This window comes from Streptomyces sirii (genome assembly GCF_045690365.1).
GTDB lineage: Bacteria > Actinomycetota > Actinomycetes > Streptomycetales > Streptomycetaceae > Streptomyces > Streptomyces sirii.
In genome coordinates, this window is record NZ_CP147982.1 from 5,862,978 (window position 1) to 5,885,562 (window position 22,585).

Below are 22,585 nucleotides of genomic sequence, written 5' to 3' on the forward strand. Positions count from 1 at the left end.
TGTATACGCGCGATGTATAGACGCGGTGTTCAGTGGCGGGTGCGGCCCTCGGTGAGGGATGCGGTCGCCGGGTGCGCCGGAGCCGGATCAGCCCTGGGGCGACTCCGGCTCCGGCGCCTTGGGCGGCCGCCCGCGGCGCGGGATCGCCCCCGCGCCCCGGGGCAGCCGCCCCGCCTCCGACAGCGCCTTGCGCAGCAGGAACTCGATCTGCGCGTTGGCGCTGCGCAGTTCGTCGTCGGCCCAGCGCGCCAGCGCGTCATGGATCAGCGGGTCCAGCCGCAGCAGCACCTGCTTGCGCCGCTGCGGCCGCCGCGTGGGGGGCCGCTCGCCCTCGGCGCCGGGCCCCTCCGGGGTCTCGGCGCTCATGCCGAAGCCTCGCTTCGCTCGGCCTCGCATTCGCTCGGCGCGCACCTGTCGATGGTGCGCTCGCTGCGCTCGCTCACTGGTAGAGCGAGCCCGTGTTCAGGACCGGCTGGGCGGCCCGGTCGCCGCAGAGCACCACCATCAGATTGCTGACCATGGCCGCCTTGCGCTCCTCGTCCAGCTCGACGATGTCCTGCTCGCTGATCCGGTCCAGTGCCATCTCGACCATGCCGACCGCGCCCTCGACGATCTGCTGGCGGGCCGCGACCACCGCGCCGGCCTGCTGGCGCTGGAGCATCGCGGAGGCGATCTCGGGGGCGTAGGCGAGGTGGCTGAAGCGGGACTCGATGATCCGTACGCCGGCGGCCTGGACCCGGGCGGTCAGCTCCAGGGCGAGCTTCTCGGTGATCTCCTCGGCGTTGCCGCGCAGCGACAGGGCGTCCTCGTCGTGCGCGTCATAGGGGTACTCGATCGCGATGTGCCGGACGGCCGCCTCGGTCTGGGTGGCGACGAACTCCAGGAAGTCGTCGACCTCGAACAGCGCCTGGGCGGTGTCCTCGACCTGCCAGACGACGATCGAGGCCAGCTCGATCGGGTTGCCGTAGGCGTCGTTGACCTTCAGCACCGCGGTCTCGTGGTTGCGCACCCGGGTGGAGATCTTGCGGGCGGTGGTCAGCGGGTTGACCCAGCGCAGGCCGTCGGTGCGGATCGTGCCGACGTACCGGCCGAAGAGCTGGATGACCCGAGCCTCGCCCGGCGCGACCATCTTCACGCCGGTCATGCAGAAGAAGGAGCCGAGCAGCAGCAGGACGCCGGCGATGAACAGCGGGATGCCGACCGCGTTGTGGCCGGCGTTGCCGAGGACGCCGCCGGAGATGATCGCGGCGATGCCGAGCCCCACCCCGAGCACGGTCAGCAGCAGGGCGAGGCCGCCCGGGATGCTGTGCGCCGGGGTCTCGCGGACCTGCGGGCGCGGCATCTCGGGAGCGTCCACCGCGAGCTCGCCGTGGGGGTCGCCGCTGGGCTCGGTCGTTGTCTGGTCGGTCATGAAGTCCCCGTTTCTCCAGATGCGGCACGTGATGTCCGCCGCAATCGGTGATGTCGCTGGTCTAGCAAAGTGCTATCACTTTAACGCCCGGACGGTCGGGGTGTCCACCGGTGTGCAGAGGGCCGGCCGACGGTAAGTCCGCAGGTGAGGCCGGGGCGACGCAGAACACCCACCTTCAGGTTCCGTCGGCGTGGGTGCTGTTTGTCACGCCAGGAAAAGCCTTGATCGATGAGTATTTGTTGACAGATGCGGTGTTAGCTTCAACAGCTGAGTTAGCTGGGGGCGGAACGACTGGAGTTGTCGAAGCGATGGGCCGAGCGGAAGCGAGAAGGGCGCGACAGGGGAGCGCCCGCCGGACCAAACCGAAACAGGGGAAGTCCGGTATACGCCGCCTCTTCACCTGGAAGAAGATCCTCGGAACCTTCCTCGGGGTGTGCCTGCTGGGCATCCTCGGCTTCATCGGCCTGTACCTGTACGTGGACGTGCCGGCGTACGGCAACAAGGACGCCCGACTGCAGAGCAACGTCTACAAGTACTCCGACGGTTCGATCATGGCGCGGTCCGGGACGGTCAACCGCGAGAGCGTGCCGCTGGACCGGATACCCAAGGACGTCCAGTACGCCTTCGTCGCCGCGGAGAACAAGACCTTCTTCGACGACTCCGGCGTCGACCTGAAGGGCACCGCACGCGGCATCCTCAACACCCTGCTGGGCCGCGGCAAGCAGGGCGGCTCGACGATCACCCAGCAGTACGTCAAGAACTACTACCTGAGCCAGGAGCAGACGGTCAGCCGCAAGCTCCAGGAGATCGTCATCTCGCTCAAGGTGGACAACAAGCTGGGCAAGGACAAGATCCTCGCCGGCTACATCAACACCAGCTACTACGGTCGCGGCGCGTACGGCATCCAGGCCGCCGCCCAGGCCTACTACGGCGTGGACGTCGAGAAGCTCACCGTCTCGCAGGGCGCCTACCTCGCCTCGCTGCTCCAGGCGCCGAACCAGTACGACTGGACGCGGGCGACCAAGGACGGCCGGAAGCGGGTCCAGGAGCGCTGGGCCTACACCCTCGACAACATGGTCGAGATGCACTGGCTCTCCAAGGAGGACCGCGCCAAGCAGCGGTTCAAGGTCCCCCAGACCCCCAAGCCGCTGCCCGGTCTGACCGGCCAGACGAGCTACCTCGTCGACGAGGCCAAGCGCGAGCTCTTCGCGCAGGGCGTGGACGAGGACAAGTTCGAGCTCGGCGGCTGGACGATCACCCTCGGCATCGACAAGAAGAAGCAGAAGGCGCTGGAGCAGTCGGTCAAGCAGAAGTTGACCGAAGACCTCAAGCCCAAGATCCGCAAGGTCGACCAGGACGCCCAGCTCGGCGCTGCCTCGGTGGACCCCAAGACCGGCCACATCGTGGCGATCTACGGCGGCGCGGGCTACCCGAAGCACTATCGGAACAACGCCACGCGCTCCGACTACCAGCCCGCCTCCACGTTCAAGCCGCTGATCCTCGCCTCGGCGATGGAGCACAACGCGGTCACCCAGGACAATCTGCCGATCACCCCGAACACGATCTACGACGGCCGCAACCGCCGCCCGGTCGTGGGCGGGACCATCCCCTTCGCGCCGCCCAACGAGGACGAGCACGAGTACGGCAAGATCAGCGTCCAGACGGCGACCAACAACTCCGTCAACGCGGTCTTCGCGCAGATGGGCCAGGACGTCGGCCTGGAGAGGGTCAAGAAGACCGCGGTGAGCCTGGGCATGGACGGCTCCAAGATGGAGGCCCGGCCCGCCATGACCCTGGGCTCCATGGGCGCCAGCCCGCTGCAGATGGCCGGGGCCTACGCCACCCTCGACAACCACGGCAAGAAGGTCACCCCGACGCTGGTGACCAAGGCCGTGCACCCCGTCGACGGCGTCGACACCGAGCAGCAGCTGAAGGACCCGATCGGCGAACAGGTGCTCAGCCGCAAGACCGCCGACACCATCACCTCCGTACTGGCGGGCGTGGTCAACGACGGTACGGCCACCAGCGCCGTGAAGAACACCGCCTACCACGCGGTCGGCAAGACCGGCACCTCCGACGACAACAAGTCGGCCTGGTTCGTGGGCTACACGCCCAAGCTGGTCACCGCGGTGGGCATGTTCGGCGAGTCCCCCAAGGGCGGCGCCCAGGTCACCCTCAAGGGCACCGGAGGCGGCGGCCGGGTCAACGGCGGCGGCTACCCGGCCCAGGTGTGGGCGGCGTACAACGAGACCGTGCTCGGCGGCGACACCGGCGCGGACTTCGACCTCGACACCGACCTCGGCGCCGGGGTGCCCCCGACCAGCACGCCGACACCGAGCAACACCCCCTCGTCGACCCCGACGCCGTCCGGCACACCCAGCGGTACGCCGACGCCGACCCGGACGCCGACCAGCAGCCCGTCGCAGTCCGAGTCCGGCCGGCCGTCCGGCCGTCCCTCGCCGAGCGACTCCTCATCGGGCCCGCCGACCGGCGGCACGACCGGCGGTGACACCACCGACGGCGGGACGACGGACGGCGGCACCGGGGAGGACACCGGCGGGACCGAGCCCAACAGCCTGCCCAACTTCCACTGACGCCGGACCCCGCACGCCGTACGCGCACACACCGCGGCCCCGCCTCGATGGGCGGGGCCGCGGTGCGTGTGCGGGCGCTCAGGTCGCTAGCCCCCGTTCACCTTCTTGGCGATCCGGTCGCCCACGTTCTTGTCGATGTTGCGCCAGTACTGAACCGCGCGCTCCAGCACCGGAGTGCTGACGCCGTTGCGCAGATGGCCGGAGACGTTGTCGACGAGGCGAGCGCGGGCCGCGTCGTCCAGCACCTCGCGGACCATCGTGCCCGGCTGGCCGAAGTCGTCGTCGTCCGCGCGCAGCGAGTAGGCGTTGCGGACCATCTCGCCGGCGGTCTCCCAGCCGGCGGCCCGGTCGAAGCGCTCGGGGTCGGCGGCCGGCCCGCCCTTGGAGTTCGGTGCGTACGGCGCGCTCACCCGGGCGGGGTCGAAGCGCATCGGGCCGTCCTTGGCGTAGGAGTGCACCGGGACATGCGGCCGGTTCGGCGGCAGCTGGGTGTAGTTGGGGCCGATGCGGTACCGGTGGGTGTCGGGGTAGGAGAAGATCCGGCCGAGCAGCATCTTGTCGGGCGAGACGCTGATGCCGGGGATCAGATTGCTGGGCTCGAACGCGGCCTGCTCGATGTGGATGAAGAAGTCGTCCGGGTTCCTGTCGAGGGTCATCCGGCCGACCTCGATCAGCGGGTAGTCGCCGTGCGGCCACACCTTGGTCAGATCGAACGGGTTGAAGCGGTAGTCCGCCGCGTCCTCGAACGGCATGACCTGCACATACAGCGTCCACGAGGGGTGGTTGCCGCCCTCGATCGCCTCGTGCAGATCGCGCCGGTGCGCGTCGGGGTCCGATCCGGCGAGGCGGTCGGCCTTTTCCTGGGTGAGGAACTCGATGCCCTGGTCGGTCTTGAAGTGGTACTTGATCCAGAACCGCTGGCCGCTGTCGTTGATCCACATGTAGGTGTGGGAGCCGTAGCCGTTCATGTGGCGGTAGGTCTTGGGGATGCCGCGGTCGCCCATCAGCCAGGTGACCATGTGGGCGGACTCCGGGGAGAGCGTCCAGAAGTCCCACTGCATGTCGTTGTCGCGCAGGCCGCTGTCCGGCCGCCGCTTCTGGGAGCGGATGAAGTCCTGGAACTTGATCGTGTCGCGGACGAAGAAGACCGGCGTGTTGTTGCCGACCAGGTCGTAGTTGCCGTCCTCCGTATAGAACTTCAGCGCGAAGCCACGCGGGTCGCGCCAGGTGTCCGGGCTGCCCTGTTCGCCGGCCACCGTGGAGAAGCGGGCCAGCATCTCGGTCTTCTTGCCGGGCTGGAAGACGATCGCCTTGGTGAACTGGCTGACGTCGTTGGTGACCTCGAAGGTGCCGTAGGCGCCCGAGCCCTTGGCGTGCACCACCCGCTCGGGGACCCGCTCGCGGTTGAACTGGGCCATCTTCTCGATCAGGTAGTGGTCGTGCAGCAGGATCGGGCCGTCGCGTCCGACGGTGAGCGAGTGCTCGTCGCTCTCCACCGGGACCCCGGCGTTGGTCGTCGTGCGCGGGACGTCGCGAGCGGAGCTGGTCATGGGTGGGATGCCTCCCATTCGACGGGGGTGTCGGGGCAATAGGTGCAGTAGGCCCCTTTTGCCCACCCAAGCAGTCAACGCCTTCGACGGCATGTCGGCAAGAGTTGGACCCCGTCCGGTCTCAGACGGGGTCCGATATGTGGGACGCGGGCCGGGCGCCCGCCCGACGTCAGCGGCGCACCGCCCCCGGCGGCATCGACAGCTCGAACCAGACGACCTTCCCCATGCTCAGACGGGTCGCGCCCCAGCGCCGCGCCATCCGGTTGACGAGGTACAGGCCCCGCCCGCCCTCGTCCGACGGCCGGGCCTGGCGCAGCCGCGGCAGCTGCGGGACATCGTCCCCGACCTCACAGCGCAGTACGTCCGTTCGCAGCAACCGCAGCGTGATCGGCCGCTCCGCGTACCGCACCGCGTTCGTCACCACCTCGCTGACCAGCAGCTCCAGCTGATCGGTCAGCTCCTCCAGACCCCAGCGCGCCAGCGCCCGCCGGGCCAGCCGGCGCGCCTGCCCCGCCGTCTGCGCCTTCGGATCCAGATACCAGTACGCGACATCGCTCGGCGCGATCCCGTCGAACCGGGCCGCCAGCAGCGCGATGTCGTCATCGCGGTCGCCGGGCCCCAGCATGTCCAGCACCTCGTCGCACAGCGGCTCCAGCGGCGGCGGATGGGGACCCGTCAGCCGCGCCGTCTCCGCCAGCCGCTCCCGCAGCTGCTCGATACCGGTCCACACGTCACGGATCCGCGACTCGACCAGGCCGTCGGTGTACAGCACCAGCGTGGCGCCGGCCGGGGCGTCCAGCTCCACCGCCTCGAAGTCCACCCCGCCGACGCCGATCGGCGCGCCCGACGGCACCCGCAGCACCTCGGCACGCCCGCCGCGGTGCAGCATCACCGGCGGCGGGTGACCCGCGTTGGCGATGGTGATCCGGTGCGCCACCGGGTCGTAGACCGCGTACATGCAGGTCGCCATCCGGTCCGTGCCCAGCCGCTGGGCCTGCTCGTCGAGGTGGTGCAGCACCTCCTGCGGCGGCAGGTCCAACCCCGCCAGGGTCTGCGCGGTGGTCCGCAGCTGACCCATGATCGCGGCCGAGGTCATCGAGTGCCCCATGACATCGCCGACCACCAGCGCCACCCGGCTGCCCGGCAGCGGGATCGCGTCGTACCAGTCGCCGCCCACCCGGGCCGTCTCGGCCGCCGGCAGATAGCGGCTGGCCAGCCGGACCCCGGTCGGCTGCGGCAGCGAATCGGGCAGCATCGTGCGCTGCAGCGCGTCGGCGATATACGCCTCGCGGCCGTAGAGCACCGCCTTGTCCACGCCCAGCGCGGTGTGCGTCGCCAGCTGCGCCGCCACCAGCAGATCGTCCGGATCGAACGCCGGCCGGTCCGGGCGCCGCAGGAACACCGCCGCGCCGATCACCCGCCGCCGCCCGCGCAGCGGCGCCAGGATCACCCGGTGCCCGCCGGGCAGCCGCGGATCGGGCCCCAGCAGCTCGGGCAGCGCCGTACGCGCCGCCTGCGCCTCGCCGAACAGCGGCCGTACACCCCGCAGCACCTCGGCCAGCGGACCGCCGGGCCGCACCTCCGCCAGCTCCGCGGCGCTGCCGCCCATCGCCGGCCCCAGATCGGGCTGCGCGGGCAGCACCGGCAGCCGGGCGCCGTTGGTGTCCGGCTCCTCCGGGATCCGGTCGGTACGCCGCAGCCGCAGCACCACCGGGCCGGTCGGGCGCTCGTCGCCCACCGGCAGCGGATCGCGCAGATAGACCAGGATCGCGTCGGCGAACGTCGGCACCGTCGCCCGGCACAGGCCGAGCACGATCTCGTCGAGGTCTATGCCGCGGGCGATCCGCCGCGTCGCCGCCCCGATGAACCGCAGCCGGTCGCCGCCCGCCTGCCGGGCCGCCGCCACCTCGCCGCTCTCGCCCGGGTGCGCCGAGCGCGCCGGGGGAGCCGGGGGCAGCGGAGCGGGCGGCAGGCTCTCCGGCGGGCCCGCCGGAGCCGGCACCTGGGGCCCGGAGGCGTCCCCGGCCGCCGCCCGCACCGGATCGCCGCTCCGCGGCCGCGACCGGCCGCCGCCCTCGCGGGGCCGCCCGACGCCCTTCTCACGAGGACGCTGCCCGTGGTGCGGCTCCTCGCCCGGCTCGGGCGCCCCGGCGCGGTTCACCGCGCCCTGCGTCCGCCGCCCGGCCCGGGCCGTCTCCCGGCCCGCGTCCGGCGCGCCGCTTTCCCGCCCGCTCGCCGGCATGGCCACCTCCCCGTATGAGTCTCCGTACGCCTCCCCGTACGGAATGGCGGCGCCGTCCCGCGCCGCACCATGGTCCGCGACCGGCTCGTCGTCGGCGTGGCCGAAGTTCCCGGCACGGCCGGCCGGCGGACCCGCCGAGGCCGTGACGGCGGCACCGGACAGGCCGAGGTCGTCACCGCCGCGCACCGCGAAGCCGCTGCCCGGCACCGGGCTGACCCCGGTCGCGGCGGGCTGCTGCAGGGCGCTGCGCGGGTCGGGGACCGCGCCGAGCGGCGCCGTCCCGCCCGGCCCCCGCGCAGGGGACGCCGAGGGCGCGGCGGTCGAGGCCGACCGTCGCGATTCGTGGGAGGTGGGGTGCTCCGTCACGCGTGGGATTCCATCCGTCCGGGGCTGCGCGCTCGACGCGCTGCGTCTCAGGCGCTTCGCAGGTGCAGAAAGAGCTGGATCTCGGGTGGTACGTCCGTACTCGCCGGGGCGTATGCGTAGGCATCCTCCCCGACGACGTCGAAACCCGCGTCGTGCACGACCCGGCGCAGGTCGTCCCGCAGGTAACCCGATACCCGGATCGAGTTGCCCAGGAACGGAATCGTGAAGTCGTCCACATCCGCCTCGACCATCGACAGGGCGAGCAGCCCCTCCGGGCGTAGCAGATCATGCAGCATGCCCAGTGCGTAAGGGATTTCGGCACGAGGCAGCATCAGCAGGGAGAAATAAGCGGCGATTCCGTCGAAAGAACCGGCACCGCCGAGCCGGCCGCCGCGCAGATCGGCGATGTCCAGCCGATGGAACTCCGCGTCCGGCACGTTGTCCCGGGCCAGTTTGACCATCGAGGGGGAGAGGTCGATCCCGACGACGCGGTGCCCGGCCTCTGACAACTGACGGGCGGTCGGCAGGCCCGTCCCGCAGCCGAGGTCAAGGATCCGCGAGCCGGCGGGCAGCGCACCGGCCAGCCAGGCGCCCGAGGCGAGCTGGCCCTCCTTGTGGGGGAAAGCGTCGTCATACCGGTCACCGATCGCATCGAACGCCTCGGCCTGACCCGCCCGGTCCAGTGCTAACCGGTTCAGACCCTCGTACCCGTCGTAGCTCTTCGCGCTCACGACCCCGCCCCTCCTGTGACCGCGGTCAAGTTCGTTTTCCAGTTCTGGAGTTGCGCCTGTGCAGTCTTGCGGAGGACGATCCTACGTTTGAAGCCCCAGGGCGCAGCAAGGGGGATCGGCACCGCTTCTCGCCGGGCGGGAAACAGCTTTGCCCATAGGCGCACCTTTCCACGGTTCGCCCCCTTCACTCCCGTCGATTCGCTTCACACCCTCACGACCGCAAACGTTCCGGCGCGCGGTCCCAGTCCTCCGGCAGCCGAGGGACGCTCCAGGCCGGATCGGGCCGCCAGTCCTCCCACCCGTCCGCGAACGGCCCGCGCCAGGCCGAGATCTGTGCGATCGCCGCCCGCCCGGCCGATCTGACCTCGGCGGCCCGTGCGGGCGTCACCAGCCCGTCCCGCTGCGCCTGCGCGAACTCGTCCTCGTCCCGCCACTCCCAGTGCCGGTCGGGGTAGACACAGATATCGAGGAAGTGGTCCTCGGAGTCAATCCCGTCGGCCCAACGGCGCCGGGGCTCCTCCAGGTTGACGTACCAGTTCTTGAACTGCCAGCCGCGTTCCCAGAACAGCCATACCGACCAGGGGTCGCCGGGCCGCGCCAGCTTCAGCACGCCCGTGCCGAACCACTGGTCGCGGACGGTCCGGCGGGGCTTGGTGTAGCGGGTCGACAGCGGTTCGCGGTGCACGGGCGTGCCGTCGGCGAGCACCGGCTTGACGCAGGGGGTGCCGGGCGCCATCCACGCCGCGAACAGCTCCTGGGTGTCGCGCACCACGGTCATCGGACGGCAGATGTGGAACTGCTCGGGATGGGCGTTGTCGCGATAGCGCCACAGGATGTGGTCCCCCGGCGCCCAGCGCCCCGCCGCCGCGCCGTCCGCCGCGCGCGCCGCCCCGGCCGCTGTGTGTCCGCCGGCCGTCTCGCCTTCCGTCGTGTCCACCATGTCCGCTGTCATGCGCAGATCTTAGAGGCGTGGGATTAAGGGCGCCGTGACTTGAGCCGCACCGGGCGTTACGAGCGCGGTAACGCGCGCCCCGTGCGCCGTTACGAACGGGCGCCGGAGACGCGCGCTACGGGGTGCGCCGCGGCCGCGCACTACCCGGTGCGGCGAAGGCGGGCTGCGAACGCGCGCTACGAGCGTTACGGGCGGGTCATCCGCAGTACGTCCAGCGCCTCGTCCAACTGCTCCTCGGTCAGCAGCCCGCGCTCGACGTACCCGCCCTCGATGACCACCTGGCGAATGGTCTTCCGCTCGGCCAGCGACCTCTTCGCGACCTTCGCGGCCTCCTCGTACCCGATGTACTTGTTGAGCGGAGTGACGACCGACGGCGACGACTCCGCGTACTCCCGGGCCCGTTCGACGTTCGCCGTGATCCCGTCGACCGTGCGGTCCGCCAGCAGCCGCGCCACATTCGCGATCAGCCGAATGGATTCCAGTACATTCCTGGCGATGACCGGCAGCATCACATTCAGCTCGAAATTGCCTGCCGCCCCGGCCGCGGCCACCGTCGCGTCGTTTCCGGTGACCTGCGCCGCCACCATCAGCACCGCCTCGGGAATCACCGGATTGACCTTCCCCGGCATGATCGACGAGCCCGGCTGCAGATCCGGCAGCGCGATCTCCGCGAGCCCGGTCCGCGGCCCCGACGCCATCCACCGCAGATCATTGGCGATCTTCGTCAGCCCCACGCCGACGGTCCGCAGCTGGCCGCTGGTCTCCACGATGCCGTCGCGCGCGCCCTGCGCCTCGAAGTGATCGCGCGCCTCCGTCAGCGGCAGCCCCGTCACCCGCGCCACCTCGGCGATCACCGCCGCCGAGAACCCGGGCGGGGTGTTGATCCCGGTCCCCACCGCCGTACCGCCCAGCGGCAGTTCCGCCAGCCGCGGCAACGAGGCCCGCAGCCGCTCCACGCCGTACCGGACCTGGGCCGCATACCCCCCGAATTCCTGCCCCAGCGTCACCGGCGTCGCATCCATCAAATGCGTCCGCCCGGACTTCACGACCTGCGCGAATTCCGCCGCCTTCCGCTCGAAGGCCGCCGCCAGATGCTCCAGCGCCGGAATGAGGTCGTTCAGCACGGCGGAAGTCGCCGCGATATGGATCGACGACGGGAAGACGTCATTGGACGACTGACTCGCATTGACGTGGTCGTTCGGATGGACGTCCCGCCCCAGCCGCTCGCTCGCCAGTGTCGCGATGACCTCGTTGGTGTTCATGTTCGACGACGTCCCGGATCCCGTCTGGAACACATCGATCGGGAAGTGCTCGTCCCACTCGCCCTCCGCGACAGCGGCGGCGGCCTCCTGGACGGCCTCCGCGATGTCCTTGGCCAGCACCCCCAGCTCGCCGTTGACCTTGGCGGCCGCCCCCTTGATACGGGCCAGCGCCTCGATGTGCGCCCGCTCCAGCCGCTGCCCGGAGATCGGGAAGTTCTCCACCGCGCGCTGCGTCTGCGCCCGCCACTTGGCGTGCGCGGGCACCCGCACCTCGCCCATGGAGTCGTGCTCGATCCGGAAGGCGGGGGAACCGCCGGGGCCGGGGGCGGCACCGGAGCCGCCGCCGAGGTCGCCGACGCTGCCGAAGTCGTTTTCGCTCATATCTGTTTCAGTACCCGAGCCCCCCGATCTGTTCCCGGATCCCGAAATCCGCTCACCTAACGGCGCACGGACGCAGGGGAGGGCCCGCCCCCAGGGTCGCCGGGCCCGGTGATGACGATGCGTCACAGGTCGGACCACACGACGACACACCTCATCAGTTCGAACGGTTTGCCGATTCGGGAGTCCGGTGTGCGGCAGACTTTCCTCCCCACCGCGCCGCCATCGGACTGGGAGGTCCCGACATGGCCAGTAAGTTCACCGAGCTGGCGATCGACTGTGCCGATCCCCACGGTCTCGCCCGGTTCTGGTGCGCGGTCCTGGGCTACGAGGTGCGGGACGAAGACGACGAACTCGTCACCATCGGCTCCCCCGCGGTGCCCGACGGCAGGGACCGCCCCGGCCCGATGCCACCGGCGTTGACGTTCGCGCGCGTGCCCGAGGGCAAGAGCGTCAAGAACCGGCTCCACATCGACGTCAACCCCACCGACAGGGAGCAGGACGAGGAGGTCCGCCGCCTGCTCGACCTGGGTGCGCGGCACATCGACGTCGGCCGGACCGGCGAGGCGAGCTGGGTCACCCTCGCCGACCCGGAGGGGAACGAGTTCTGCGTCCTGGCGAGCCGCCGCCCCTGAGCGGAGGCCGTCGGCAGCCGAACGGCCACCACCCACTCGGTGTGGATGGTGGCCGTTCGTGCCGTGGAGCGCCGCGGTGGGTCAGTTGGCCGGGCGCACCGGGATCGACGTGAACGTCGGCGCGGGGGCCGGGTCCTGGAAGAAGTCGTTGCCCTTGTCGTCGACGACGATGAAGGCGGGGAAGTCCTCGACCTCGATCTTCCAGACGGCCTCCATGCCGAGCTCCTCGTACTCCAGGGCCTCGACCTTCTTGATGCAGTCCTGGGCCAGGCGGGCGGCCGGGCCGCCGATGGAGCCGAGGTAGAAGCCGCCGTGCGCGGCGCAGGCGTCGGTGACCTGCTGGGAGCGGTTGCCCTTGGCCAGCATGACCTTGGAGCCGCCGGCCGCCTGGAACTGCTCGACGTAGGCGTCCATACGGCCCGCCGTCGTCGGGCCGAAGGAGCCGGAGGCGTAGCCCTCGGGGGTCTTGGCCGGGCCCGCGTAGTAGACGGGGTGGTTCTTGAGGTACTCCGGCATCTCCTCGCCGGCGTCCAGGCGTTCCTTGATCTTGGCGTGGGCGATGTCGCGGGCGACGACCAGCGTGCCGGTGAGCGACAGGCGGGTCTTGACCGGGTGCTTGGTCAGCTCGGCCAGGACCTCGTCCATCGGGCGGTTGAGGTCGACCGCGATCGCGTCGAGGTCGGGACCCGCGCCCTCGGTCAGTTCGGCGTCGGTGGTGTCGGGCAGGAAGCGGGCCGGGTCGGTCTCCAGCTGCTCCAGGAAGACGCCCTCGGCGGTGATCTTCGCGACGGCCTGGCGGTCGGCGGAGCAGGAGACGGCGATGGCGACCGGGCAGGACGCGCCGTGGCGGGGCAGGCGGACCACGCGGACGTCGTGGCAGAAGTACTTGCCGCCGAACTGCGCGCCGATGCCGATCTTCTGGGTCAGCTCGAAGACCTTCTCCTCCAGCTCCTTGTCCCGGAAGCCGTGGCCGGTGGGGGAGCCCTCGGCGGGCAGCTCGTCCAGGTAGTGCGCGGAGGCGTACTTGGCGGTCTTCATGGCGTACTCGGCGCTGGTGCCGCCGACGACGATGGCGAGGTGGTACGGCGGGCAGGCGGCCGTGCCCAGCGAACGGATCTTCTGCTCCAGGAACTTCATCATGGAGGCCTCGTTGAGGACCGCCTTGGTCTCCTGGAAGAGGAAGGACTTGTTGGCGCTGCCGCCGCCCTTGGCCATGAAGAGGAACTTGTAGGCGCCGCCGTCGGTCGCGTACAGCTCGATCTGCGCGGGGAGGTTGGAGCCGGTGTTCTTCTCGTCCCACATCGTCAGCGGGGCCATCTGCGAGTAGCGCAGGTTCAGCTGGGTGTAGGCGTCGTAGATGCCCCGGGAGAGGGCTTCCTCGTCGCCACCCTCGGTGAGGACGTGCTGGCCGCGCTTGCCCATCACGATCGCGGTGCCGGTGTCCTGGCACATGGGCAGCACGCCGGCCGCCGCGATGTTGGCGTTCTTGAGCAGGTCGAGCGCGACGAAGCGGTCGTTGGCGCTGGCCTCGGGGTCGTCCAGGATCTTGCGGAGCTGGGCGAGGTGGGCCGGGCGCAGGTAGTGCGAGATGTCGTGCATCGCCTCGGCGGCCAGCTTGCGCAGCGCCTCCGGCTCCACCTTGAGGAACGTACGGCCGTCGGCCTCGAAGGTGCTCACGCCCTCCGAGGTGACGAGTCGGTACGGGGTGTTGTCCTCACCTACGGGGAGAAGGTCGGTGTAGGCGAATTCCGGCATCGAAGGTCATTCCTTACTCGGAGGGGTCCGGCTGGCATCTACGGCAGCGCCTGAACAGCGTAGAACCCCGGCGGGCGGACGCCGCTGTGAGGTAAGGCTCAGTCGGTGGCCGATCCGGGCGCGCAGCGGTCGCGTCCGGCCGCCGCCGAGGCGAGCGGATCCCCGATCGCGACGGACCCGTGCCGTGGACACATCGGGCAGACCCTAGTCGCGATCTATCGCGTTTCGATACGCTGGGGTGGTGGACGCAGACAACGGGGGACGACCGGGCCCCGAGACCCCGCCCGGACCGCTTCAGGAGCAGGACCCGCGGCCGGAGCAGCGGCCGGACCGGCAGGCGGTGAAGCTGACCAAGCCGGCGGCCGCGCCGGTCGCCGAGGCCGATATGCGGGCGTCCGACGCGGACCGCGACCGGATCGCCGAGATCCTGCGCGAGGCGCTGGCGGAGGGCCGGCTGGACCCGGAGGAGCACGCCGAGCGGATCGACACGGTCTACCGCGCCAAGACCATGGGCGAGCTCGAGCCCGTCATCCGGGACCTGCCCGCGGCGGGCGGCGCCGGTACGAAGCCGGTGGGCACGGGGGCGTATGCCTACGAGCCCGGCGCCCCGGCCCCGGACCAGAACCTCGTCGCGATCTTCAGCGCCTCGGTCCGCAAGGGACGCTGGCAGGTCCCCGCGCGGATCAACGTGGTCGCGATCTTCGGCAGCGTGGAGATCGATCTGACCGAGGCGGTCTTCCCGCAGCAGCAGGTCCAGATCAACGTCACGTCGATCTTCGGCAATGTGGAGATCCGGGTCCCGGAGAACGTCACGCTGCGCAGCAGCGGATCCGGCGTGCTGGGGAACTTCGAGATCCACACGAACGAGGCGGAGGACGCCGACGCCCCGCAGCTCCTGGTCAACGGCTATGCCGTGCTGGGCAATGTGGAGGCCAGGCCGAAGCGCGGCGCCTGGGTCAGCGATCTGCGCGACCGGCTGCGCGAGGGGCGCCGGCAGTTGCGCGAGGAGCACCGCGAGCGCCATCAGCGGCTGCGCGAGGAGCAGTGGGAGCGGCACACGCGGATGCACGCCGACCGGCGTGAGCGCCGGGACCGCTTCCGCAAGGGACTGGGCGGCTGACGGACGGCGGCTGACGGCCGTGAAAGGAGCCGGGTGGCGAACGGCTCCCCAACGGGGGCCGGGCGACGGGCGACGGGCTATTTTCTCGTTTTCGCGATGTCGCGTTTCCGCACGATCGCCACGGTGTGCATAAGCGTGCGCACAGCGGGTAGGGCTGGTGCATCGTCTCTCGTACGGCTGCGGGGTGCGGAAAAAGGCCGTGCGCAGCGAGACGGGCAAGGGTGATTTCTCTCGCCGAAGCCGTCGTCAGGAGTAGACCGTGCTGCTACCGCATCAGCCCCTGCAGGATGCCGCTGTCGTTCCGTCCCCGCTAGTGCCTGCGCGCGACGAGGCCGGCCCCTGGCATTCGGAGGCGGTGTGCCGCCGGGACGAAGCCGGGCTGTTCTTCGCCCCGTCCAAGGAGCCGACCGCCGCGCGGCTGGCCAGGGAAGAAGCCGCGAAGCGGGTCTGTGCCCGCTGTCCGGTGATGGTCGAGTGCCGGGAGCACGCGCTGCTCCAGCCCGAACCGTACGGCGTGTGGGGCGGTCTGACCGCTGCCGAACGCCGGGTCGTGCTGACCCGGCGGCGCCGCCGCGAGTCCGAGCTGCAGCGCACGGCCCATATCCCCGCGGCAGGCTGAACGCCGGGACCGTATGGGCCACTTCGCCCCCGCCGGAGCCTCTCCGACGGGGGCGAAGTGCGTGTCGCCGGAACTACGTGCCGCGGCGGCGTCGTCAGCTGGGGCGCTCGAAGTCCACCGAGCTGTACGCGCGCAGCTTGGACAGCCGGTGCTGCGAGTCGATCTGCCGGATGGTGCCGGACTTGGACCGCATCACCAGGGACTGGGTGTAGGCGTTCTCGGCGCGGTAGCGGACGCCGCGCAGCAGCTCACCGTCGGTGATGCCGGTGGCGACGAAGAAGACGTTGTCGCCCTGGACCAGGTCCTCGATCTGGAGCACCTTGTCCAGGTCGTGCCCGGCCGCCAGCGCGCGCTCGCGCTCCTCGTCGTCCTTGGGCCACAACTTGCCCTGGAAGGAGCCGCCCAGACACTTCAGCGCACAGGCCGCGATGATCCCCTCGGGCGTACCGCCGATGCCCAGCAGCAGGTCGACGCCGGTGCCCTCGCGGGCCGCCATGATCGCGCCGGCGACATCGCCGTCGGCGATGAACTTGATCCGGGCCCCGGCCTCCCGGACCTCCTTGACCAGGCCCTCGTGGCGGGGCCGGTCCAGGATGACCACGGTGACGTCCTCGACCGCGGACTTCTTCGCCTTGGCGATCCGCTTGATGTTCACCGCCACCGGGGCCGTGATGTCGACGAAGTCCGCCGCTTCCGGGCCGGTCGCCAGCTTGTCCATGTAGAAGACCGCGGACGGGTCGAACATCGAGCCGCGCTCGGCGACCGCCATCACGGAGACCGCGTTCGCCATGCCCTTGGCGGTCAGCGTCGTACCGTCCACCGGGTCGACGGCGACGTCGCACTCCGGGCCGGTCCCGTCGCCCACGCGCTCGCCGTTGTAGAGCATCGGGGCGTTGTCCTTCTCGCCCTCCCCGATGACCACGACGCCGTTCATCGAGACGGTGTGGATCAGGGCGCGCATGGCCTTGACCGCCGCACCGTCCGCACCGTTCTTGTCGCCCCGGCCCACCCAGCGGCCCGACGCCATGGCACCGGCCTCGGTGACCCGTACGAGTTCCAGGGCGAGGTTGCGATCCGGGGCCTCGGGGCTGACCTCGAGTTGGGACGGGAGATGATGCTCGGTCATCGAGCGCACCTTTCTGTACGGCGACGGCCGCGAAGGATGAGGGTAGGTACGACCTTATCTCCAGGCCGCCAAATTGAGCAGGGGGCCCATCGCATGAGCAGCCTCGAGGGAGCCGGGGGCCCGGGCGTTTGCGCAGGTGACGGCCGTCACCAGGGGGCCTGTCGGCGCCGCGCCGGGCATGGGGGACCATAGGTGCGTGGCAGGTATGCGAGGCAGGCAAACGGTGCGGGACATGGTCCTGTCGCTGGCGGTGATCGGCGTCCTGGTCGGGGCGATCTACTTCTTCATCCCGCACGACGACAGCTCCGACGCGGAGATGGGCGCGGTCAAGCGGGTCGACTACCGCGTCGAGCTCATCACGGCCCGTAGGGCGGCGCCCTACCCGGTCGCGGCGCCCGAGGGGCTGCCCAAGACCTGGCGGGCCACCTCGGTCTCGTACAAGGCGTCCGACGACGGCAAGGGCGGCGCCTGGCATCTGGGCATGCTCGACCCCGAGCGGCAGTACGCGTCCATCGAGCAGAGCGACGCGACCGCGAAGGACTTCATCAAGGACGTCACCCTCGGTGCCACGAAGGTCGCGGGCAAGCAGGCCGTCGGCAGCAAGAAGTGGGACCGCTACCAGGGCGAGAAGTACCGCGCGCTGGTCCGTGAGGAGTCCGGGGTGACCACGGTCGTCACCGGTACCGCGCCCTACGGGCGGCTCGCGGACCTGGCGGCCGCGCTGGTGGCGAAGAAGGGCTGAGCGGCGCGAGGGGCCGGGTGGGCGCCGACGGCGGCGAGCCGGCCCCGATGGACGAGCAGGCCGCCCGATGCACGACGAGGCCGCCGCACCCCTTCGGTGCGGCGGCCTCGTCGTCGTCCGGGGCGCTGTCCGGCGTGCTGGGACGCCGGCGATCGTGGCCCGGTGGCTCAGACGCTGGTGACGGCCTCGTCGAAGCCGAGGCGCGGCGAGCGCGGGAAGAACGCGTCGGCGCCGGGCTTGCCGATGTTGATGACCAGGAACGACTTCTGCTTGCCGTCGCCGAAGAACTCCTTGTCGACGCCGGTGAAGTCGAAGCCGGTCATCGGGCCGGCGGCCAGGCCGGCGGCGCGGATGCCGACGATGAAGTAGCCGGCCTGGAGGGTGGCGTTCTGGGTGCCGGCGACCTCGCGGGCGGCGGCCTCGGCGAAGAAGGTGTCCTTGATGTCCGGGAGGGCCGGGAAGAGCCGCGGCAGGTGCTCGTGGAAGTCCAGGTCGACCGAGAGGATCGCGGTCAGCGGCGCGCTGAGGGTCTTCGGGCCGTTGGCGCCCATGGCGTGCTGGACCAGGCGCTCGCGGGCCTCCTGCGAACGGACCAGGGTTATCCGCAGCGAGGACTGGTTGAAGGCGGTCGGGCCGAACTTCACCAGGTCGTAGATCGCCTGGACCTGCTCGTCCGTCACCGGCTCGTCCGTGAACGTGTTGGCGGTCTGGGCCTCGCGGAAGAGGAGGTCCTGGGCGGCGGCGTCAAGGGCGAGAGACATAAGAGCACCTCGGTGAGTCGGTGGGGTCAGGTTCAAAACCACTCTAATCCGGATAGGTGAAACTTCAACTAAATCCGGGGTGATTGTGATTTGGTTCACGCGAGAGGATAGCGGGCTTCCGTGATTCGGAAGCGACTTTCCGGAAGGTGGAGACTTTGGGGAGCCCGGAGGGTCTGGAGGGACTGGCGGGACTGGCGGGACTGGCCGGGTCTTCCCCGCCGCGTCGGCGACGGCATGGCCCCGGGCGGCGGCCCCGGGCGGCGGTGCCTACGGGCGCTCCGCCCCCGCCTCCGCTCCGTCCGGCGACTCCGCCAGTGCGGCGTCCAGCCGGGCCCGCGCGCCGTCCAGCCAGCGGCGGCAGACCTTCGCCAGCGCCTCGCCGCGCTCCCACAGCGCCAGCGACTCCTCCAGCGTCGTACCGCCCGCCTCCAGACTGCGGACGACCTCGATCAGCTCGTCCCGCGCCTGCTCATAGCCGAGCGTGGAGTCCACCGGCGCCACCTGCGCCGATGCGCCGGCCGAGGCGCCTTGTCCCGCGTCCACCGCGCCGTCCGTCTTCGCTTTCGCCATGTCTCCCACCCTATGCGCCAGGTGTGACAGCGCCCTCGGCGCCGCCCACCCGCACCCTGAATTCGCCCTCGGCCACCCGGGCCCGCAACTCCTCGTCCGCACCGACCTCTTGGGGGGAGCGCACCGCCGCGCCGTCCGCCTTCTGCAGCACCGCGTAGCCGCGCTCCAGCGTCGCCTTGGGGGAGAGCGCGACCACCCGCGCGAGAGTGTGCGCCAGCTCGGAGTCGGCGCGGTCCAGCAGATGCCCCAGCGTGCGCCGGCCGCGCTCCAGCAGGGCCGTGATCTGCTCCTCGCGCTCCTCGACCATCCGCTGCGGCCGCTGTATGCAGGGCCGGTGCAGCGTCGCGGCCAGCCCCCGCTCCTCGCGCTGCACAAAGCCGTCGACCGCCCGGAAGGCCCGCTCCCGCAGCTGCCGGATGCGGGTCAGCTCCTCGCCGACGTCCGGTACCACCCGCTTCGCCGCGTCCGTCGGCGTCGAGGCGCGCAGATCGGCGACCAGGTCCAGCAGCGGTGTGTCCGGCTCATGGCCGATCGCCGAGACGACCGGTGTCGCCGCCGCGCCCACGGCACGTACGAGCTGCTCGTCGGAGAACGGCAGCAGATCCTCCACGCTGCCGCCCCCGCGCGCCACGATGATCACGTCCACCTCGGGCAGCGCGTCCAGCTCCTGGACCGCCGCGATCACCTGCGGCACCGCATGCACGCCCTGTACGGGGACGTTGCGCACCTCGAAGCGGACGGCGGGCCAGCGGTGCCGGGCGTTCTCCAGCACGTCGCGCTCCGCGGCGCTCGCCCGGCCGCAGACCAGCCCGATCAGCTGCGGCAGGAACGGCAGCGGCTTCTTGCGGTCCGCCGCGAAGAGCCCCTCCGCCGCCAGCGTCTTCTTCAACTGCTCCAGCCGCGCGAGAAGTTCGCCCACGCCGACCGGCCGGATCTCGGCGGCCCGCAGCGACAGCTGGCCGCGCGGGGCGTACCACTCCGGCTTGGCGTGCACCACCACCCGGGCGCCCTCGCTGATCACGTCGGCGACCTTGTCGAAGACCTGGCGGTAGCACGTCACGCTCAGCGAGATGTCGTACGACGGATCGCGCAGCGTCAGAAAGACGACCCCCGCGCCCGGCCGCCGCGAGAGCTGGGTGATCTGCCCCTCGACCCACACCGCGCCGAGGCGGTCGATCCACCCGCCGATGAGCCGGGACACCTCGCCGACCGGGATCGGCGTTTCCGGGGACGTGGAGACAGCCATACGAGCGAGACTAGCGGCGCCCACCGACAGTGGCCGCCGCCTCGCCCTCATTCCGCTCCGCCGCCGGCCCGCGCCCGTGTCCCGTACTGCACCGCCAGCACCACCAGCCCCACCGCCATCCAGACCCCGCCCACGATCTGCGCCGTCGGTGACGCCGCCACGATCACCGCGACCACCACCGCGAGCCCCAGCAGCGGCACCACCACATGCCGCGGCACGCTCGACTCCTCGGCCCCCTCGCGGATCCGGAACCAGCCGATCACCGACGCGTGCAGCAGCCCGAACGCGGTCAGCGCGCCCACATTGACGATCGACGACAGCTGGTCGAGACCGTCGTCCCGGCGGGCCGCCCACACCGCCGCCACCAGCGTCACCGCCGCCGCCCCCAGCAGCGCCCGGCGCGGCACCCCGCTGCCCGCGTCCACCTTCGACATCGCCCCCGGCAGCCGCCGGTCCCGGCCCATCGCGAACAGCAGGCGCCCGGCCGCCGCCTGCCCCGCCAGCGCCGCGAACGCCGCCCCGACCGCCTTGCTGGCCGCCACCAGCTTCTGCAGCCACTCGCCCGCGGCCGCGTCGGCCGTCACATAGAAGGCGTCCCCCTGCCGCCCCGGATCGGCCGCCAGCTCGGCCGCCGGCATCGGGGCGAGCAGCGCCGCCAGATACGTCTGCACGGCGAAGAGCACCCCCGCCACCACCAGGCACGTCAGCACCGCCCGCGCCACCCGCCGCGCGCCTCCCGCGGACTCCTCCGCGAACGACGCGATGGCGTCGAAGCCCAGATAGGACAGCACCGCGACCGACACCGCCGACAGCACCGCGCCCGTCGAGAAGGCGCCCTCACCGGTGAACGGCGCCGTCCAGCTCCGCTGCGCCCCGTGGGCGATCAGCGCGTACCCGGCCGCGACGACGAACACCACCAGCACCGCGATCTCCATCACCAGCACCGCGAAGCCCACCCGGGCGGCCACCCGTACGCCCCACAGGTTCAGCAGCGTCGTCACCACCACCGCGAGCGCCGTCCACACCCACTGGTGCACCGACGGCACCAGCGCGTGCAGCGCGATCCCGGAGAACAGATACGCCACCGCCGGGATCAGCAGGTAGTCCAGCATCGCCATCCACCCGGCGACGAACCCCGCGCCCTCGCCCAGCCCCACCCGGGCGTAGGTGTAGACGGAACCGGCCTGCGGGGCGACCTGCACCATCAGGGCGTAGGAGTACGCCGTGAACGCCATCGCCAGGGTCGCCACCGCGTAGACCACGGCGATCGCCCCGTGCGACTTGGCCTGCAGCGTGCCGAAGATGCCGACCGGAGCCATCGGGGCGATGAACAGCAGCCCGTAGACGATCAGGTCCCGGAACGTCAGCGTCCGCCGCAGCGATCCCGTCCCCGTCTCCCCGGTCCGCCGCAGCGACGCCATCGATGCCTCCTCACGAAGTCCGGCCCTCAGTCTGGGACACGGGCGCGATCTTCAGGGGCGGGGGCGCGGCCTTACGATGGACGGCATGACTGCTACGCCCGCCAGCCGCAAGGTCCTGCTCGCCGCCCCCCGTGGCTACTGCGCGGGGGTGGACCGCGCCGTGATCGCCGTCGAGAAGGCCCTCGAGCAGTACGGCGCCCCCGTCTACGTACGCCACGAGATCGTCCACAACAAGTACGTCGTGAAGACCCTGGAGAAGAAGGGTGCGATCTTCGTCGAGGAGACCGAAGAGGTACCCGAGGGCAACATCGTCATCTTCTCGGCCCACGGTGTCGCACCGGTCGTCCACGAAGAGGCCGAGCGCGGCAAGCTCGCCACCATCGACGCGACCTGCCCCCTGGTGACCAAGGTGCACAAGGAAGCGATCCGCTACGCCAAGGAGGACTACGACATCCTCCTGATCGGCCACGAGGGTCACGAAGAGGTCATCGGCACCAGCGGCGAGGCGCCCGAGCACATCACCCTGGTCGACGGCCCCGACGACGTCGCCAACGTCGAGGTCCGCGACCCGGACAAGGTCGTCTGGCTCTCCCAGACCACGCTCTCGGTCGACGAGACCATGGAGACCGTCGACGCCCTCAAGGGCCGCTACCCCAACCTGCTCTCCCCGCCCAGCGACGACATCTGCTACGCCACGCAGAACCGCCAGACCGCGGTGAAGCAGATGGGCGCCGAGGCCGACCTGGTCATCGTCGTCGGCTCGAAGAACTCCTCGAACTCGGTCCGCCTGGTCGAGGTGGCGCTGGGCGCCGGCGCCCGCGACGCGCACCTGGTCGACTACGCCGAGGAGATCGACGAGGCGTGGCTGGAGGGCGTGAGCACGGTCGGCGTCACCTCCGGCGCCTCGGTCCCCGAGATCCTCGTCCACGGCGTTTTGGACTGGCTCGCCCAGCGCGGCTACGAGGACGTCGAGACCATCACCGCCGCAGAGGAGTCCATCGCCTTCTCGCTGCCCAAGGAGCTGCGCCGCGACCTGCGCGCCGAGGCCAAGGCTGCCTCCGAGGGCTGATACGACCGGATCCGCAGTCCCCCGGGCGGGCGGCC

At 71.0% G+C, this 22,585-nt stretch carries 19 protein-coding genes; 6 read left to right on the forward strand and 13 right to left on the reverse strand.

The window, feature by feature from the left end; all coding sequences use genetic code 11:
- Positions 1-87 precede the first annotated feature (87 nt).
- Both WAB15_RS26550 and WAB15_RS26555 read right to left on the reverse strand, forming a co-directional pair.
- The gene (locus tag WAB15_RS26550; protein WP_407287791.1) at positions 88-366 is read right to left on the reverse strand and encodes a hypothetical protein; all 279 of its coding nucleotides are present in this window, start codon (positions 364-366) and stop codon (positions 88-90) included.
- 73 nt (positions 367-439) lie between these two features.
- Complete coding sequence (locus WAB15_RS26555; protein ID WP_407287792.1) at positions 440-1,411, reverse strand: SPFH domain-containing protein; 972 nt, start codon at positions 1,409-1,411, stop codon at positions 440-442.
- Between the two features lie 308 nt (positions 1,412-1,719).
- Here WAB15_RS26555 and WAB15_RS26560 point away from each other — a divergent pair, with 308 nt between their 5' ends.
- Complete coding sequence (locus WAB15_RS26560; protein WP_407287793.1) at positions 1,720-4,005, forward strand: transglycosylase domain-containing protein; 2,286 nt, start codon at positions 1,720-1,722, stop codon at positions 4,003-4,005.
- 86 nt (positions 4,006-4,091) lie between these two features.
- Here WAB15_RS26560 and WAB15_RS26565 read toward each other — a convergent pair whose 3' ends face one another.
- The 5 genes from WAB15_RS26565 to WAB15_RS26585 form a co-directional block, all read right to left on the reverse strand.
- Positions 4,092-5,555, reverse strand: a complete 1,464-nt coding sequence (locus tag WAB15_RS26565) for a catalase (protein ID WP_407287794.1) — start codon at positions 5,553-5,555, stop codon at positions 4,092-4,094.
- A 169-nt stretch (positions 5,556-5,724) separates the two neighbouring features.
- Complete coding sequence (locus WAB15_RS26570) at positions 5,725-8,163, reverse strand: SpoIIE family protein phosphatase (RefSeq protein ID WP_407287795.1); 2,439 nt, start codon at positions 8,161-8,163, stop codon at positions 5,725-5,727.
- Between the two features lie 47 nt (positions 8,164-8,210).
- Positions 8,211-8,894 carry a class I SAM-dependent DNA methyltransferase gene (locus WAB15_RS26575; protein ID WP_399150495.1) on the reverse strand — a complete coding sequence of 228 codons (684 nt, stop codon included), beginning with the start codon at positions 8,892-8,894 and terminating at the stop codon, positions 8,211-8,213.
- Positions 8,895-9,105: 211 nt separating this feature from the next.
- A complete protein-coding gene (locus tag WAB15_RS26580; protein ID WP_407287796.1) occupies positions 9,106-9,846 on the reverse strand; it encodes a DUF402 domain-containing protein in 741 nt (246 codons plus the stop codon).
- Between the two features lie 185 nt (positions 9,847-10,031).
- Positions 10,032-11,489 carry a class II fumarate hydratase gene (locus WAB15_RS26585; RefSeq protein WP_407287797.1) on the reverse strand — a complete coding sequence of 486 codons (1,458 nt, stop codon included), beginning with the start codon at positions 11,487-11,489 and terminating at the stop codon, positions 10,032-10,034.
- 242 nt (positions 11,490-11,731) lie between these two features.
- Between WAB15_RS26585 and WAB15_RS26590 the strand changes: the two genes are divergently transcribed.
- On the forward strand, positions 11,732-12,121 hold the full coding sequence (locus tag WAB15_RS26590; RefSeq protein ID WP_407287798.1) for a VOC family protein: 390 nt from the start codon (positions 11,732-11,734) through the stop codon (positions 12,119-12,121).
- An 81-nt stretch (positions 12,122-12,202) separates the two neighbouring features.
- Here the strand turns inward: WAB15_RS26590 and WAB15_RS26595 are convergent, their stop codons facing one another.
- Positions 12,203-13,876, reverse strand: a complete 1,674-nt coding sequence (locus WAB15_RS26595) for a fumarate hydratase (RefSeq protein WP_407287799.1) — start codon at positions 13,874-13,876, stop codon at positions 12,203-12,205.
- Between the two features lie 241 nt (positions 13,877-14,117).
- Between WAB15_RS26595 and WAB15_RS26600 the strand changes: the two genes are divergently transcribed.
- Both WAB15_RS26600 and WAB15_RS26605 read left to right on the forward strand, forming a co-directional pair.
- The gene (locus WAB15_RS26600) at positions 14,118-14,996 is read left to right on the forward strand and encodes a DUF1707 domain-containing protein (RefSeq protein WP_407287800.1); all 879 of its coding nucleotides are present in this window, start codon (positions 14,118-14,120) and stop codon (positions 14,994-14,996) included.
- A 259-nt stretch (positions 14,997-15,255) separates the two neighbouring features.
- The gene (locus tag WAB15_RS26605; RefSeq protein ID WP_399150500.1) at positions 15,256-15,615 is read left to right on the forward strand and encodes a WhiB family transcriptional regulator; all 360 of its coding nucleotides are present in this window, start codon (positions 15,256-15,258) and stop codon (positions 15,613-15,615) included.
- A gap of 94 nt (positions 15,616-15,709) precedes the next feature.
- On the opposite strand, the gene glpX is transcribed toward WAB15_RS26605, so the two are convergent.
- Positions 15,710-16,741, reverse strand: a complete 1,032-nt coding sequence (glpX, locus tag WAB15_RS26610) for a class II fructose-bisphosphatase (RefSeq protein WP_235445352.1) — start codon at positions 16,739-16,741, stop codon at positions 15,710-15,712.
- Between the two features lie 205 nt (positions 16,742-16,946).
- On the opposite strand from glpX, the gene WAB15_RS26615 reads away from it, so the two are divergent.
- Entirely contained in the window at positions 16,947-17,483 is a 537-nt protein-coding gene (locus WAB15_RS26615; RefSeq protein ID WP_399150501.1) for a DUF4245 domain-containing protein, read from the forward strand.
- A gap of 167 nt (positions 17,484-17,650) precedes the next feature.
- Here WAB15_RS26615 and WAB15_RS26620 read toward each other — a convergent pair whose 3' ends face one another.
- The 4 genes from WAB15_RS26620 to WAB15_RS26635 all read right to left on the reverse strand — a co-directional run bounded on the left by WAB15_RS26620 (position 17,651) and on the right by WAB15_RS26635 (position 21,481).
- Entirely contained in the window at positions 17,651-18,244 is a 594-nt protein-coding gene (locus tag WAB15_RS26620) for a malonic semialdehyde reductase (protein ID WP_399150502.1), read from the reverse strand.
- A gap of 267 nt (positions 18,245-18,511) precedes the next feature.
- The gene (locus WAB15_RS26625) at positions 18,512-18,814 is read right to left on the reverse strand and encodes an exodeoxyribonuclease VII small subunit (protein WP_407287801.1); all 303 of its coding nucleotides are present in this window, start codon (positions 18,812-18,814) and stop codon (positions 18,512-18,514) included.
- 10 nt (positions 18,815-18,824) lie between these two features.
- A complete protein-coding gene (gene xseA, locus WAB15_RS26630; protein WP_407287802.1) occupies positions 18,825-20,060 on the reverse strand; it encodes an exodeoxyribonuclease VII large subunit in 1,236 nt (411 codons plus the stop codon).
- Positions 20,061-20,107: 47 nt separating this feature from the next.
- Entirely contained in the window at positions 20,108-21,481 is a 1,374-nt protein-coding gene (locus WAB15_RS26635; RefSeq protein WP_407287803.1) for an APC family permease, read from the reverse strand.
- A gap of 85 nt (positions 21,482-21,566) precedes the next feature.
- On the opposite strand from WAB15_RS26635, the gene WAB15_RS26640 reads away from it, so the two are divergent.
- Complete coding sequence (locus WAB15_RS26640) at positions 21,567-22,550, forward strand: 4-hydroxy-3-methylbut-2-enyl diphosphate reductase (protein ID WP_399150506.1); 984 nt, start codon at positions 21,567-21,569, stop codon at positions 22,548-22,550.
- Positions 22,551-22,585 lie beyond the last annotated feature (35 nt).

Coding starts and splice junctions, on each gene's coding strand:
- WAB15_RS26550 (WP_407287791.1), bottom strand. CDS start 366: ATGAGCGCCGAGACCCCGGAGGGGCCCGGCGCCGAGGGCGAGCGGCCC.
- WAB15_RS26620 (WP_399150502.1), bottom strand. CDS start 18,244: ATGTCTCTCGCCCTTGACGCCGCCGCCCAGGACCTCCTCTTCCGCGAG.
- WAB15_RS26585 (WP_407287797.1), bottom strand. CDS start 11,489: ATGAGCGAAAACGACTTCGGCAGCGTCGGCGACCTCGGCGGCGGCTCC.
- WAB15_RS26635 (WP_407287803.1), bottom strand. CDS start 21,481: ATGGCGTCGCTGCGGCGGACCGGGGAGACGGGGACGGGATCGCTGCGG.
- WAB15_RS26580 (WP_407287796.1), bottom strand. CDS start 9,846: ATGACAGCGGACATGGTGGACACGACGGAAGGCGAGACGGCCGGCGGA.
- WAB15_RS26615 (WP_399150501.1), top strand. CDS start 16,947: ATGCGAGGCAGGCAAACGGTGCGGGACATGGTCCTGTCGCTGGCGGTG.
- xseA (WP_407287802.1), bottom strand. CDS start 20,060: ATGGCTGTCTCCACGTCCCCGGAAACGCCGATCCCGGTCGGCGAGGTG.
- WAB15_RS26555 (WP_407287792.1), bottom strand. CDS start 1,411: ATGACCGACCAGACAACGACCGAGCCCAGCGGCGACCCCCACGGCGAG.
- WAB15_RS26590 (WP_407287798.1), top strand. CDS start 11,732: ATGGCCAGTAAGTTCACCGAGCTGGCGATCGACTGTGCCGATCCCCAC.
- WAB15_RS26595 (WP_407287799.1), bottom strand. CDS start 13,876: ATGCCGGAATTCGCCTACACCGACCTTCTCCCCGTAGGTGAGGACAAC.
- WAB15_RS26565 (WP_407287794.1), bottom strand. CDS start 5,555: ATGACCAGCTCCGCTCGCGACGTCCCGCGCACGACGACCAACGCCGGG.
- WAB15_RS26560 (WP_407287793.1), top strand. CDS start 1,720: ATGGGCCGAGCGGAAGCGAGAAGGGCGCGACAGGGGAGCGCCCGCCGG.
- glpX (WP_235445352.1), bottom strand. CDS start 16,741: ATGACCGAGCATCATCTCCCGTCCCAACTCGAGGTCAGCCCCGAGGCC.
- WAB15_RS26640 (WP_399150506.1), top strand. CDS start 21,567: ATGACTGCTACGCCCGCCAGCCGCAAGGTCCTGCTCGCCGCCCCCCGT.
- WAB15_RS26625 (WP_407287801.1), bottom strand. CDS start 18,814: ATGGCGAAAGCGAAGACGGACGGCGCGGTGGACGCGGGACAAGGCGCC.